Origin of the sequence: Chitinophaga sp. 22308 (genome assembly GCF_052045305.1) — a bacterium.
GTDB classification, from domain to species: Bacteria; Bacteroidota; Bacteroidia; order Chitinophagales; family Chitinophagaceae; genus Chitinophaga; species Chitinophaga varians_A.
Map to the genome: position 1 here is coordinate 47,581 of NZ_JBQEOP010000004.1, position 13,736 is coordinate 61,316.

Annotated in this window: 18 protein-coding genes; 13 read left to right on the top strand and 5 right to left on the bottom strand. The window is 47.2% G+C overall.

The annotated features are described in order from the left end of the window. Positions 1–23 precede the first annotated feature (23 nt). The 8 genes from cyoE (at position 24) to ACTJJS_RS16280 (ending at position 4,907) form a co-directional block, all read left to right on the top strand. A complete protein-coding gene (gene cyoE / locus ACTJJS_RS16245) occupies positions 24–923 on the top strand; it encodes a heme o synthase (protein WP_168871518.1) in 900 nt (299 codons plus the stop codon). Positions 924–940: 17 nt separating this feature from the next. Continuing rightward, on the top strand, positions 941–1,504 hold the full coding sequence (locus ACTJJS_RS16250) for a cytochrome c oxidase subunit 3 (RefSeq protein WP_168870633.1): 564 nt from the start codon (positions 941–943) through the stop codon (positions 1,502–1,504). 27 nt (positions 1,505–1,531) lie between these two features. Further along, positions 1,532–2,206: a cytochrome c oxidase subunit 3 gene (locus ACTJJS_RS16255; RefSeq protein ID WP_168870632.1), complete on the top strand. Its 675-nt coding sequence runs from the start codon at positions 1,532–1,534 to the stop codon at positions 2,204–2,206. An 80-nt stretch (positions 2,207–2,286) separates the two neighbouring features. Next, complete coding sequence (locus tag ACTJJS_RS16260; RefSeq protein ID WP_440664476.1) at positions 2,287–2,697, top strand: cytochrome C oxidase subunit IV family protein; 411 nt, start codon at positions 2,287–2,289, stop codon at positions 2,695–2,697. Between the two features lie 56 nt (positions 2,698–2,753). Next, positions 2,754–3,446, top strand: coding sequence for an SCO family protein (locus ACTJJS_RS16265; protein ID WP_440664477.1), 693 nt, complete (start codon positions 2,754–2,756; stop codon positions 3,444–3,446). Between the two features lie 85 nt (positions 3,447–3,531). Further along, positions 3,532–4,104, top strand: coding sequence for a DUF420 domain-containing protein (locus tag ACTJJS_RS16270; protein ID WP_440664478.1), 573 nt, complete (start codon positions 3,532–3,534; stop codon positions 4,102–4,104). A gap of 62 nt (positions 4,105–4,166) precedes the next feature. Then, the gene (locus ACTJJS_RS16275; protein ID WP_246496227.1) at positions 4,167–4,385 is read left to right on the top strand and encodes a hypothetical protein; all 219 of its coding nucleotides are present in this window, start codon (positions 4,167–4,169) and stop codon (positions 4,383–4,385) included. A 33-nt stretch (positions 4,386–4,418) separates the two neighbouring features. Beyond that, entirely contained in the window at positions 4,419–4,907 is a 489-nt protein-coding gene (locus tag ACTJJS_RS16280; protein WP_343744514.1) for a GNAT family N-acetyltransferase, read from the top strand. A 103-nt stretch (positions 4,908–5,010) separates the two neighbouring features. Here the strand turns inward: ACTJJS_RS16280 and ACTJJS_RS16285 are convergent, their stop codons facing one another. The 3 genes from ACTJJS_RS16285 to ACTJJS_RS16295 form a co-directional block, all read right to left on the bottom strand. Further along, positions 5,011–5,619: a MarR family winged helix-turn-helix transcriptional regulator gene (locus tag ACTJJS_RS16285; protein ID WP_247654861.1), complete on the bottom strand. Its 609-nt coding sequence runs from the start codon at positions 5,617–5,619 to the stop codon at positions 5,011–5,013. 64 nt (positions 5,620–5,683) lie between these two features. Continuing rightward, positions 5,684–5,944 (bottom strand): DUF2024 family protein, encoded by a 261-nt coding sequence (locus ACTJJS_RS16290; protein WP_168870626.1) that lies wholly within the window; start codon positions 5,942–5,944, stop codon positions 5,684–5,686. 32 nt (positions 5,945–5,976) lie between these two features. Further along, positions 5,977–6,555, bottom strand: coding sequence for a protoglobin domain-containing protein (locus tag ACTJJS_RS16295; protein ID WP_440664479.1), 579 nt, complete (start codon positions 6,553–6,555; stop codon positions 5,977–5,979). 218 nt (positions 6,556–6,773) lie between these two features. On the opposite strand from ACTJJS_RS16295, the gene ACTJJS_RS16300 reads away from it, so the two are divergent. After that, positions 6,774–8,045, top strand: coding sequence for a chloride channel protein (locus ACTJJS_RS16300; protein WP_440664480.1), 1,272 nt, complete (start codon positions 6,774–6,776; stop codon positions 8,043–8,045). Positions 8,046–8,069: 24 nt separating this feature from the next. Here the strand turns inward: ACTJJS_RS16300 and ACTJJS_RS16305 are convergent, their stop codons facing one another. Both ACTJJS_RS16305 and meaB read right to left on the bottom strand, forming a co-directional pair. Next, entirely contained in the window at positions 8,070–8,396 is a 327-nt protein-coding gene (locus ACTJJS_RS16305) for a DMT family transporter (protein ID WP_343744512.1), read from the bottom strand. Positions 8,397–8,554: 158 nt separating this feature from the next. Further along, positions 8,555–9,448 carry a methylmalonyl Co-A mutase-associated GTPase MeaB gene (gene meaB / locus ACTJJS_RS16310; RefSeq protein ID WP_440664481.1) on the bottom strand — a complete coding sequence of 298 codons (894 nt, stop codon included), beginning with the start codon at positions 9,446–9,448 and terminating at the stop codon, positions 8,555–8,557. A gap of 205 nt (positions 9,449–9,653) precedes the next feature. Here meaB and ACTJJS_RS16315 point away from each other — a divergent pair, with 205 nt between their 5' ends. From ACTJJS_RS16315 to ACTJJS_RS16330, 4 genes are all read left to right on the top strand, one after another. Next, a complete protein-coding gene (locus ACTJJS_RS16315) occupies positions 9,654–10,289 on the top strand; it encodes an LON peptidase substrate-binding domain-containing protein (protein ID WP_168870621.1) in 636 nt (211 codons plus the stop codon). 221 nt (positions 10,290–10,510) lie between these two features. After that, positions 10,511–11,803: a hypothetical protein gene (locus tag ACTJJS_RS16320; protein WP_440664482.1), complete on the top strand. Its 1,293-nt coding sequence runs from the start codon at positions 10,511–10,513 to the stop codon at positions 11,801–11,803. A gap of 10 nt (positions 11,804–11,813) precedes the next feature. After that, on the top strand, positions 11,814–12,362 hold the full coding sequence (gene lptC / locus ACTJJS_RS16325; protein ID WP_168870619.1) for an LPS export ABC transporter periplasmic protein LptC: 549 nt from the start codon (positions 11,814–11,816) through the stop codon (positions 12,360–12,362). A gap of 227 nt (positions 12,363–12,589) precedes the next feature. Continuing rightward, positions 12,590–12,928: a tRNA-binding protein gene (locus tag ACTJJS_RS16330; RefSeq protein ID WP_440664483.1), complete on the top strand. Its 339-nt coding sequence runs from the start codon at positions 12,590–12,592 to the stop codon at positions 12,926–12,928. Positions 12,929–13,736 lie beyond the last annotated feature (808 nt).

Genomic DNA, 13,736 nt, shown 5'->3' on the forward strand with positions numbered 1-13,736 from the left:
CCCGGGATGTGGATAGAAATAAAATGTTGCAAGAAAACTCCATAAAGTTGTCGTCATCGTATGCAGTAGCGAGTAAGGTGAAGGATTATTCTCAGTTAATGAAGTTTAATCTCACCTTCATGGTGGTATTTTCATCTGTGGTAGCTTATCTGCTGGTGCCGGGTGTGGAGTTTGACCTGATCAAAGTTCTTTTGTTATTTGCCGGTGGTTTGCTGGTTTCCGGATCAGCCAATACCATCAACCAGATATGGGAAAAAAATACCGATAAGCTGATGGCCCGCACCGCCACCCGCCCCTTGCCCTCCGGCAGGATGAGCGAAACGGAAGCGATCATCGTTGCTGCGGTAACCGGTGTAGCGGGTTTCCTGATCATGGGTTATTGCTTTAACTGGCTGAGCGCTGCCCTGAGCCTTTTCTCCCTGGTGATGTACGGTTTCGTATATACACCCTGGAAGAAATGGAACTCCCTGGCTGTACTGGTAGGGGGTATTCCGGGCGCCATGCCGCTGCTCATTGGCTGGGCCGCAGGCGCCAACAACCTTTCCGAAGGCGGTTGGTCACTGTTTGCCATCCAGTTCCTGTGGCAGTTCCCGCACTTCTGGGCTATCGCCTGGATTGCACATAAAGACTATACCCGTGCAGGATTTAAACTGCTGCCTGCCAATGGCGAACCTAACAAGTTCACCGCATTACAGGCGGTCATGTATACCCTGTTACTGATCCCTGCCGGTGTAGCACCCTACCTGCTCAAAATCACAGGCGGTATTTCCGCTATCGTGGCTATTCTGGCAGGTGTGTTTTTCCTGTACCGCGCGATTAACCTGTACAGAAAGAATGATGTTCCGGCAGCACGTAAACTGATGTTTGGTTCATACATTTACCTGACCATTGTTCAGCTGGCACAGCTGCTGGACAAGGCCTAAAAGAAATAGAAGGAGTGATGCATACAATGAGCATACAACGTAAGAAAATTCATCCGCACAAGTATTCCCTATGGATAGCAATGGGTAGTATTACCATGATGTTCATCGGATTTACGAGTGCATACGTTGTGAAGAGATCGCAGGCTAACTGGCTGGCATTTGAACTGCCGCATATTTTCTGGTTGTCTACTGCTGTGATTTTACTCAGCAGCCTGACTGTCCACCTGGCCCTGAAACAGTTCAGGGAAAGAAATATGCAGCGTTACAAGCAGCTGATCACCATTACTGCCTTACTGGGCGTAATTTTCGCTGCTTGCCAATGGATTGGCTTTTCACAATTGAAAAATAGCGGACTTCCCCTCAACGGGCCTGTTTCCGCTTCGTTTATTTATGTTATCGTAGGCGTGCATATGTTGCACGTATTGGGCGGTGTGGTAGCACTGCTCATCATGTTTGCCAGGGCCTACCGGACCCGCATTCGTACCTACTCCTCAGTACCCATCGAAGTAGCCGCTACCTACTGGCATTTTGTGGATGTGCTGTGGATCTACCTGTTGATTTTTTTAAGTATCGCGAGATAAACTTTGTAAAATTTTATAAAACTAACAATGGACACAGCAGTTACAGCGAAGAAAAAATGGTGGGACGGAGGATACTCTCCCTTTAATGTGAGCTATGGCAAGTTGATGATGTGGTACTTCCTGATATCAGATGCCTTCACTTTCGGAGCATTACTGATTTCTTACGGAACTATTCGCTTCTCCAGCACTTCCTGGCCTGATCCGAACGAGGTTTTCCGCTCTTTCCCTGGTATGGGCCATGCCAACATGCCACTGGTATTCGTGAGCTTGATGACCTTTATCCTGATCATGAGCTCTGTAACCATGGTACTGGCCGTTCATGCCGGTCACATGAGAGATAAAAAAGCTGTTGCCAAATGGCTGACCTGGACTATCGTTGGTGGTGCCTGCTTCCTGGCCTGTCAGGCATGGGAATGGACACACCTGTTCCACGAAGGCGCCTGGTGGGGCCGCAATCCTTTCCACAACGTGGACGGTACAATGGCTTCTACTAACTTTACTAACTTCTTCTTTACCATTACCGGTTTCCACGGTCTGCACGTAACCTCTGGTGTTGTACTGAACATCATCATCCTCGCTAACGTACTGAAAGGTACCTACGAAGAAAGAGGTCACTACGAAATGGTGGAAAAAGTAGGTCTTTACTGGCACTTTGTAGATCTGGTTTGGGTATTCGTATTCACCTGCTTCTACCTGCTCTGATCGGGAAGTATCAGCTGCAACGAATACAAGGTTTGTAATTAGAATTATCGCATTTTAGAATTTATTTAATCTCAATAGGAATGGAGCATACGCATACCGCAGAAGGACATGCACATCATGATTCATCTACCAAAAAGATCTGGAAAACTTTCTGGATTCTCCTGGCTGTAACCATGGTAGAAGTTGGCCTGGCGTTTTTACACCTGGAAACAGGTTTCCCCAGCAGAGTACTGCTGAACGCTGTGTTCATCGGACTGACAGTAGTGAAAGCATTTTATATCGTTTCCGAGTTCATGCACCTTGGCAGCGAAATCAAAAACTTGATCTACACTGTTCTGCTTCCTTTGCTGCTCTTTATCTGGTTCATTATCGCTTTCCTGTATGAAGGTAATTCATGGAAAAACCTGAACAGGGACCTGAAACCAGGTACACCGGTTGAAGCAGTGAAAACTGCACCGGCTGAAGGCGGACACGGACACGGACACCACTAAGTTTTTGACTATTAAATTTCAGCGTCATCTCACGCAGGGCTATATTAGGAGTTGCATTGGCTATATTGGTACCGCTGACAGGTTACCTGATTGTAGATCATTACGGGAAAAACGTAATACCTATTCCAAAGTATTACATTCCCGAAAGAGTGGACACGATCGTTAAAAATGGCAAAACCACTTACGACACCGTTTTCCACCAGATCAGGAATTTTAAAATGACCAATCAGCTGGGCCAACAGGTAAGCCTGAAGGATATGGAAGGTAAAGTGATCCTGGTAGATTTCTTTTTTACTTCCTGCCCTTCTATCTGCCCTACCCTGACTAAAAACCTGAGAAAGATCCAGAGTGCTTACGGTAAAACAGATACGCTGCTCCAGATCCTCTCTTTCTCAGTAGACCCTGTCAGAGATTCAGTACAAAAGCTGCGGAAATACGGATATGACTACCAAGTGAATCCGGACAACTGGTGGCTGCTGACTGGCGATAAGAAGGAAATCTACGACCTCGCCAGACACGACTTCTTCGTTTCTGTAACAGAAGGTGATGGCGGACCGGATGATTTCATTCACACGGAAAAGCTGATACTGATTGATAAAAACAGACATATCAGAGGATATTACAACGGGCTCGATTCCAATGCCGTTAAACAATGTGCAACAGATATCGCCACCCTGTACCTTGAAAAAGACAGGCACCGCCCGGGATTCTGGAAATTCCTGAAAGGTTTGTTTAAGAATTTTAGCTGATTAATCATAAAATAATCGTGAAAGGTGGATAAAAGAAAGGGTTTTCACCTTTCTTTGTCCACCTTTCTCATATCCGGAACATATTATGGAACTAAAGAATAAAAATCTAAACACACCTATTGCCATCGTTTCTGTCGTGATCCCTGCGCTGGTGGCTTTACTGTTTTTCCTGCCGAAGCCTGACTTTCATCCCGGCTTTGATATCAAAATCCTCCCGTTGTTCCATGCTATCCTCAATTCCGCTACTGCGGTGCTGTTGGTGGCCAGTCTTTACTTCATCAAAAATCAGCAGGTAAAAGCGCACAAAACCACTAACCTGATTGCAGTGGGGTTGTCTGTTATTTTCCTGTTGTCATATGTTACTTATCATGCCCTGGCGCCCGAAACCCGCTTTGGCGATGTGGACCACAACGGCGTGGTGGATGCTGCTGAAAAAGCGGTGCTTGGCGGTATCCGTTATGTATATTATTTCCTGTTGCTCACGCATATTGTACTGGCTGGTATTATTGTGCCGCTGGTGCTGTTCACCCTGCTGCGTGGCTTCCAGAACGATATTCCCCGTCACCGTAAAATTGCCCGCATTACCTGGCCTCTCTGGTTCTATGTGGCTGTAACCGGTGTAATTGTGTATATCATGATTTCTCCATATTACCATTGATATATTTCGACGGTATTTTTCCGTTAGATGACCTAATTTTGTTTTGATTAAAATATGCCGATATGAATAAGCTGTGTTTGTTTCTGCTGACTGTAATGCTGACGGTGATGAGTTCTCCGCTGATGGCGCAATGCTCACTTTGTACCAAAACAGCACAGCAGTTGGGAGAAGGTCCTGCAAAAGGATTGAACAATGGTATTCTGATGTTGGCATTTACGCCACTGGCCATCATTGGCCTGTTGGCTTTCCGCTGGTGGAAAAGCAACAGGGAAGCATCCTGATAACCTGCGTTTGCTGCAATGTTTTAACCCCTTTTGTTTGTCACTATGATTACCTATCGCAAAGCGGATATCCGGGACATTCCACAAACGGTATCATTGCGTCTTCAGTTTCTTAAAGAAGTGTACCCACAGGCAGATGCCTCCCGTGACGTGCTGTTGCAGGAAAAGATCACTGCTTACCTTCAGGAACACCTTCCCCAGGGAGATTTTGTAAACCTGTTTGCCGAAGATAATGGCGTGATAGTGGCCAGCGCAGGTATCGTTTTCTATAACCAGCCTCCCCTCTATCATAACCTCGATGGCCAGGTGGCCTATATCCTCAATGTATATACGCTGCCCGCTTACCGTGGGCAAGGGATTGCCAGGGCCTTAATGGAAAGGCTCATAATAGAGGCAAAGGATCGTAACACGGGTAAACTGAGCCTGCATGCCAGCAAAGACGGGCGTTTGCTCTACGAAAAGCTGGGGTTCCTGGCCGGAGATAATGAAATGACCTTACAATTGCCGCGGGTGCAACCCTGACAGGCTCCCGGAGGAGCGTTCTGCTGAAAGGCAGGAAAAATAGTTGGCATCTCCCGAAAACATACAACAAAACACTCACACCGGACAAGCGCTGAATCCCGGCCTAGTCTCTGGTTTCAAATACCGGACAGTCTACCCGCAGGTTGGCCTGCTTCAGGGAGATTCCCAGCTCATTGCAATAAGGGCCTTTTTTGCTGCTTGCGAAATGTTCGCAATTGAAGCACATCGGCTGATGAGTGATCACCTCCTGCTGGTTCAGCTGATAAATCAGCTGCATCAGTTGCTCCAGCAGTATGCCCTGTTCTTTCACAGGACTGGCTGCTACGGCTTCCTGCATCGGTGCGGCAAAGTGCTCTACCTTTTTGGCGATGGCACGTCCTTCCTTCAACAGGTGCAGGGAATGGCTCCTGGTATCCGTTTGGCTCGGCTTTCTTACCAGGTAATTTTTTTGCTCCAGCGATTTCACAGCGTCGCTGATGGTGGCTTTTGTCATGTTGAAATACAACGCCAACGAGGTCACCGTACGTTGCTCTTCCGGATAATGGAGCAGGAACGTCAGTACCTGAATTTGTATGGGACTCAACCCATATTGCGTGGCCTCCTGCCAAAGGAGCACCCTGAAAGCCTCTGATAAGCGCTCAAGAGCAACCACAATTTTGCTTGGTGTGTTTTCTGCCTGCTGCGCGGGGCTGAATGTGGAAACTTTCCCCATATTTACTACTGTCCTTAATTAGCGGGGCAAGGTACAATAATAAAGCCTGCTTGTAAATAGCATATTAGTGACATCCTTGGGATTCGTGAATATAATATCCCTGTTCGGATATCTGCAGCTCCCAGCGGGGAACGGTTTCTGTGGTATAGCTAAACCGGCAGTCCCGGCTGCTTACCGGCAGGTTTTCCTGCAGGCGGCCCTGTAGAAAAGCGCTCCCATAGGCCAATACAGCGGCAAATGCCGTATCGGGAGGTACGATAATGTCAAAGAGAAGAACGCCTCCTGTCCTCTTTTTTGCGCAAGCCTTGTATACGGCCACTTCCATAAATATAGTTTTTGGGGGGTGAGGGAAAAATATCAAAAAGGGGCCGGCCGCCCGCCAGGATAAATCCATAATAAAGCACTCAGGCTCACGGCCTTAAACCAGGCCTGGTGCATAGCGGCGGCTTCGGGCCCACTGTATCCTGCATGATTGATAAAATAACGGCCGGCTTCACTGACCGGAAATACGAAAGTTGTCATGTACCGCAGATATACCGGTGACAAGGCATGTAAATCGTCAAGCGGAACATTCCTCAACTGTAACTGCCGGGCAATACGCTCTTCAAATTCCCACCACCGGTGACTGTCACGACGACGGCACAAGCTGGTGATCCAGGCATTGAAATGAGGCCGGAGACTGTTCAGGTAATCCAGGTCAGGCGCCCCGCTGCTGGTGAAGTAGTGAGCGAGATAATTATTGCTGACAATATGCTCATACCACTGGTTCAATATTTCTTCCGCATGAGGCGCCAGTATCTCCCCTGCCATCGTCAGATATTGTTCGTCTTCATGTGTGAACAGCATCATGCGTTTGATCTTGATCAATACCTGTGCATCAACAGAAGTGCTTTGGGGCTCGGGAATCATTGATGACCGCTCAGCTGCGTTAATCATAGCTTACGTACGTTTTGAACTGCTGCAATTAGATAATGGTCATGTGCAAATATAGTAAGGAATCCTATTCAGTTGCAACATTGTGCAATTGCAACAACATTTTTATTTGCGGTACCCTTTCTGTTTTGCGCAGCTATATGGGTTTGAATTAATTTGAGATTTTCGGTTGAACTGTATAGTTTTGATCACCTGTTAACCAGGTATTTTGAACTATCGTAATGAAAAATATTCTGACACGCTTATATAAAAACGGTCTTGGTATCCACTCCGTACTATCCGAAGACAAAGAAAATTTTAAAATAATTCCCGGGGAGGGGTATTTACGACGTGTTTTTTACCTCACGGCGCTGGGCGCCGGAGCGGGAATACTCACTGTGGGCGTGGGAATAGGGCTGTTATGGCTCATCCGGCTTATAACCAGCCTGGCCTTTTTCGGGGAACTAACAACGGAAGCACGCCTGCTGGCAGAAAGTGAGATGGGCATCTGGTTACTGTTCATCCCGGTAGCTGGCGCCTGTTTGTCGTTGCTGTTGCTCAGGAAGCGCATGCCGGCACTAAAACTGCCTGCGCTGGCCGTTAATATCGGCACCGGCGCGCCGTTGGGCGTAGAAGGACCTGTGATGCTGATTGCCGGCGCCGCCGCCATCCAGGGGCAGCGGTTGCTGCGGATCTCCCGCCCCGAAGCGCATCTCCTGCTGGTGGCAGGAGCGGCTGCGGCAGTAGCCTGGTATTTCGGTGCTCCGGTATCAGCCCTGCTACTGGCGCTGGAGCTGTGGCTCGTCAGCAGGTCACTGTTTACCCTGCTGCCGGTACTGGCGGCTATTATAGTGGGAGGTCTCGCCCACTATTGCTTCCGGGACATGCAACCGTTTTTTACGGTGGATTGTCCCCTGCCGCTCCTGAACGGTCCCGGTTTACTGATGTATATGGTATTGGGATTGGTCATCGGATTGATGTCCGCAGGCATTGTCCGGGCTTCCCGCGGCCTTGCCCGGCTGGCAGAACGGCTCAGACAGCACAATCCCTGGTGGCTGCTGCTGACAGCTGTTCCCATAGGCGTATTGGGCTACCTGGCGCCGGAAAGCCTGGGTAACGGGGAAGCCTATGGCAGCGATCTGCTGCGGGCACATGTTACGCTGCAATTGTTATTTGTGGCGGGTATTGTGAAACTGATAGCCTGGCTGTTTTTCACCAGTGGAAATAATACGGGGACCACTATCACGCCCCTGCTCATTATGGGAGGGGCCATAGGAATGTTATTGGCGGTAGTGGCGCTGGGCATATGTCCTGGTGTGGCGACGAGCCCCGTACTGGCCGCGATAGTAGGTATGGCGGCTTTGTTTGCCGGCGTTACAAGAGCCTGGCTGACGGCCATTGTGTTGATGCTCGAATTGACACATTATCTGCCGGCGGCGCTGCCGGTAACAGGAGCGGTCATCATCGCTGTACTGGTGTCATGGCCGCTGATAAAGACAAGGCGCACCGCCTGATGCGGGCGCCCTGCCGGAATATTATTATTCGCCTCCGGAAACGGCTTTCAGTCCTGCAATAGAACCGATCAGCATCACCAGAAAAAATATACGCCACATAGCCGCCGGCTCTTTAAAAAAGATCATACCTGCAATAGCGGTTCCTGCCGCGCCGATGCCTGTCCATACAGCGTAGGAAGTCCCAATGGGCAAGCCGTTGTTGATCGCCTTGTTCAGGAAAAAGAAACTCAGCGTAATACAGATGAAAAAGCACACTGAAGGCCACAGCTTTGAAAAATTCTCAGAATACTTCAGTGAAACAGTAAAGCCAACTTCAAATAGTCCGCCTATAAGCAGGAATAACCAAGCCATAATAACCAGATTTATACGTGAAAAATAAAATTTATGTAAGAGGAAAGAGTGGGGACAACAAAAGCCCGCAGCCTCAGGATCAGAGGCCGTAGTTGAATACTGCGTAAGCGATGGATATGCCGAAAGAGGTTGTCCGCATGCGGCAAAGATAATAAAATTTAGCGACCCGCCTTCTCTGATACGTAGCGGTACAGGTTAAATGACTGTTGTGCTATCTGTGCCTGTATTTCCGCTTGTAGTGTCTTTTTGCTGATATCGTGCATGCGGCGGTACTGTATAAGCTGGTAGGCCTTTTCCGCCAGCAGCAGGGAATGCCGCTGGTGCTGGTGTTGCACGGCCTCATGATGCCGGACAATAGCTGTGGTAATTTCGTTTATCCCTTCCTGTTGGGTGGCGATGGATTTGAGGACAGGGATCTCCCAATGTTCCTGCTGTTTGCTATGGGCCAGCAAGCGCAGATTTTTTACGAAGCTATCAGCATTATCACGGTCTGCCTTGTTGACCACAAAAATGTCTGCGATCTCCATCAGGCCTGCTTTCATGGTCTGGATTTCATCTCCTGCTTCGGGCACTACTACCACAATGGTAGTGTCGGCGATACCGGCAATTTCCACTTCGCTCTGGCCTACGCCCACGGTTTCTATGAAGAGGTAATCGAAGCCGGCTGCTTTTATCAGATCGCTGACTTCAATGATTTTCGGGCTAAGGCCGCCCAGCGCGCCACGGCTGGCCATGGAACGGATAAATACATTAGGGTCTCCGAAATGTTGCGCCATCCGGATCCTGTCGCCCAGCAAGGCGCCGAAATTAAAAGGGGAAGAAGGGTCTACTGCAATGATGGCTACTCTTTTTCCAGATGCCAGCAGGTGGCTGATGAGTGCGTTGACCAGGGTACTTTTACCGGCGCCGGGAGGACCGGTAACGCCCACCACTTTAGTGTGACTGTTGTCCGGCAGTTGTTCCAGCAGCATTTCATAACCGGTCGCTTCATTTTCCACCAGAGAAATACAACGGGCCAGCGCTTTTATCTCTCCACGCAGAAGTCCATCCATATATTGCTGGTACATGTACAAAGTCTTTAGTTGATCAGGTATGGCAGGATACCCTTATCTGTTATGTCTGAGAATGAGTAATAATGTTGTTTATAAAGGTATTCCTTTTATTTAATATATACGTATCATGAGTGCTAATAAGCAGATTCTGCGTCCGTTATGCGGGCCGTTTTTTTTACCTTTAGCGTAAACTCTGAGCCGTAAGATGACAAATTTTATTTCCATATTTCCCCTTGGCATTGTGGTATATCCGGGAGAACAGCTGAACCTTCACGTGTTTGAGCCCCGGTATAAACAGCTGGCGCGGGAATGCGTGGCGGAAAACAAACCCTTTGGTATTCCCGCGGTCATCGACAGGAGAATAATGGAATATGGAACACTGGTCACTATTGAAAAAGTGCAGAAATTGTATGATAACGGTGAAATGGACCTGATTACCCGTGGTACCAGCGTATTCAGAACGCTTGAACATATAGGGGACATTCCTCATAAATTGTATGCCGGCGCGATTGTCAATTACCCAGAAAACCATGTCAACAGTAGCTCCCGCCTGTTGAAAGAGGTGCTGCATGGTATCCGGGAGCTGCATGCCATCCTTCAGATACATAAAACCTTTCCCAGGGAGGACGTCAGCCTTACTTCCTATGATCTGGCCCATCACGCGGGCCTGTCGTTGACAGAGGAGTATGAGCTGTTGCATCTTTTTTATGAGGTACAGCGACTGGAATACCTGAAACGGCATCTTCACAAGGTTATTCCCATGATGGCGGAAATGGAGCGCCTGAAAGAACGGGTAAAGCTCAATGGTCATTTCAGGAATCTGTCTGCCGGGGACCTGTAAATTTTTTTTACCACGAAAAAACGCGCTAAGATATTGTCAAAAAAATATATTTTTGATGGGAGATGACGGCCTGTCAAGGCTTTCAGCGTTCGGGAATGTTAACTTTAACGCGCTTTTAACAGGGCGGATTTTGGTTTTTTTTGCTTCCCGCCTTAAAAAGTAGATATTTGCAGACCCATAATTTTCACTGGACAAGGGTTTAAACTCAATTCTGATACGAAATGCATTGGACAAAAGTCAGTATTCTTTGCTTCCTGGTTGGATTTTTCCTGGTGGCAAATAATGCTACAGCACAGGATAATTCACCCTACTCGCGTTACGGTTTAGGCGATCTGAACAACAACCAGAATACAGTCAACCGTGGTATGGGTGGCGTATCTCAGGCATACGGAGATCCTACATCTGTTAACTTTATCAATCCGGCCAGCTATTCCAACCTGCTGCTCACCACTTTCGATATTGGTGTGGAGGCCGGTGCCAGGTCTATCTCCGACAAAAACGCAAGTTTTAGCTCCGGCTTTGGTACCCTGTCTTACCTGCAGGTGGGTATTCCCATCCGCAAGAAATGGGGCCTGAACCTGGGTCTTCGCCCGGTGACCAGAGTGTCTTACAACATTCAGGAGTCTAAAGACCAGATTTTTTACGATACCCTTAAACTGCCGGTAGCGCACCGTTACCAGGGCAGTGGTGGTTTATATCAGCTGTATGCAGGTACCGGTGTGGGAATCGGTAATTTCAGCATTGGTGTCAACCTGGGCTATCTGTTCGGAAATATTGAAAACAATACCCGTGTTATTTATCCTGTAGCTGATATCAACGCTTCCAGGCATATGACACGCATTAGCTATAGCAGCTTCTTTTATAAAGTGGGTGTGCAGTACAAGGCCAAATTGAACAAGGATATGGACCTGACACTGGGCGCTTCCGGAAGCCTGAAGCAGGATATGTCGGTTCGCCAGGAGAACCTGAGCGAAAGCCTCATATACAATGCCGCCTCCAATAGTTTTGTTACACTTGATTCCGTGAGGTCCGAAAAAGGCCCTAAAGGTACCGTGGTGTACCCACAGGACTTTGGCGCCGGTTTCATTCTGCGCAAGCTGGATAAATGGCAGGTGGGTATGGACTTCAATACCACACAATGGAGCAACTTCAGAAAATATGAGCAGGCTGATTCCCTCCAGAATTCCTGGAAGCTGGCTATCGGCGGACAGTTCGTTCCCAATGCCACAGCGCTCAGCGGTTACTGGAACCGTGTGGCTTATCGCCTTGGTGCCTATTATGGCCTCGATTACCTGAAACTGGGTGGCCAGGACATGAACATCATGGGCTTTACGGTAGGTGCCGGATTACCCGTGCGCCGTATGCCTTACTCCAACCAGTACACGATGGTCAACGTTGCATTTGATGTGGCCCACCGTGGTAGCAACAATACCGCCCTCAAGGAAAATATCTACCGGTTGTCTCTCGGCTTTACCCTGAGTGATAGATGGTTTATCAAGAAGAAATACGATTAAGCCTGACCGTATGATCGGGAAAAGACTCATATATCTGTGTATCGCGCTGACAGCGGTTGCCTGCGAAAATGATATCCAGGCAGTGATGGAATTTGATTCCAAGAAAGCGGCTGTTGAAAACGGTACAGATATCGAGGCTATCTTCAGCCAGAACGGCAAGGTAAATGCAAAGCTGATGGCCCCTGCCATGGAAAGAAGCCTGGATAAGCCATCCTACGTGAAATTCAAGCAGGGCCTGAAAGTGCTCATGTTTAATGACACCCTCGGCGTGGAAAGCACCCTCACCGCCGATACCGGCCGTTATATGGAAGACGAAGGAGCTATATTCCTGTCCAAAAATGTAGTGGTCGTGAATAAAAAAGGGGATCGTCTTAATACCGATGAGCTGAACTGGGACCCCAAGAAAAAAGTTTTTTACTCCACCAAGGAAGTCTTTATTAAAACGCCCACCGATTCTCTGCACGGCTGGGGACTGATTGCCAACGAAGATTTTACCGACAGAAAGATTATCAACGTTAGCGGACCTATCACTGTACAGGACAGCCTGTCAATGCAATAGCCCGCTTCCCGAAAGTATATAAACGAAAGAACCCCACCTCTGCAGGTGGGGTTCTTTCGCTTTAACCTATTTTTTAACCTAAAATTTGGTAATATTAAAAACAATAACTATGCCAGATTACCCTTTTGTAGGCGTATTTCAACACGTTGTGCGACCGCTCTTCACAAACAGATCCCGACTTTTGCTTTTTTGCCTTCAGTCCGTTATTTTTAGATAAAACGAATGTAATGGAATTGATCAACTGGCAGGACTTTGAGAAAATAGAAATGAGAACGGGAACAATAGTAGAAGCAAACGACTTTCCCAAGGCCCGTAATCCGGCTTATCAGTTGTTGATAGATTTCGGCCCGGAAATCGGCATGAAAAGATCTTCTGCACAGATTACCCGGCTTTACCAGAAAGATGAGCTGATAGGCAAACAAATCATTGCTGTAGTAAATTTTCCTCCTAAACAGATCGCGAATTTTATCTCCGAGTGCCTCGTGTTGGGAGTATTGGGCGATGACAAGGAAGTTACCCTCCTGCAGCCCGGCAAGCCCGTCCGGAACGGCCAACGAATAGCCTGAGGCCAACGCCGGAATACGGTCCGTCAACGCACCCTTTTCTAAGGTTAACGCATAAAGTTATCAGGATATCAAAGGGCCAATTCAATAAAAAGCTTGAATTTTACTGCATTAAATTTATGTTAATTATTGATTTGTAAGTATGTATACATATTTATAAATAGTAATTCTATATATTTATAATATTGTAAAATTATTAATATAATAACATATTTACCATTATCCTGTTTTCACGAACAATATTACAGCGTTCACGGAAATGGAAGCCTGGGACTAAAATTCACAGTATATCTTTGTTTTAGGTTTTTCATAGGATATGGTTAAAATTATTACAAGGGCGGTATTCTTACCACCCTTTTTTTATTCCTTTACCCTGCAGCTCTACAGATTTATAATAAAACATACGTTTTATAACTTTTGCTAATGCTTTCTGGAAATCATCCCGGTCTTTCCACTCATCATTTTACGTTCACTTCCTTTTTTAATGCGTTTACCTGCAACCAGCTCGCAGCGGCTGGAAGCGACTTTACGGCAAAACAATACAACTTTATGATATAACAAACTGATAATCAAATTTATATGTTAAAATAAGATACATTATGATTAAGTAGCAAGCGTTTAACTGCAATATGCGTTCACCGTCTTTTTTGCCACGTTCCCCGAGAAAAATACATCGTTCACAAAAATGGAGTAACATCTAATTCAAAAAACGCCCACCTTTGGGTTAGGTTTTTCAATAAAGATATGGTTAAAATTTTTCGGGGCTGTAGTCTTGCAGCCCTGTTTCTTTCTCCTAAAAACCTGTGATTAC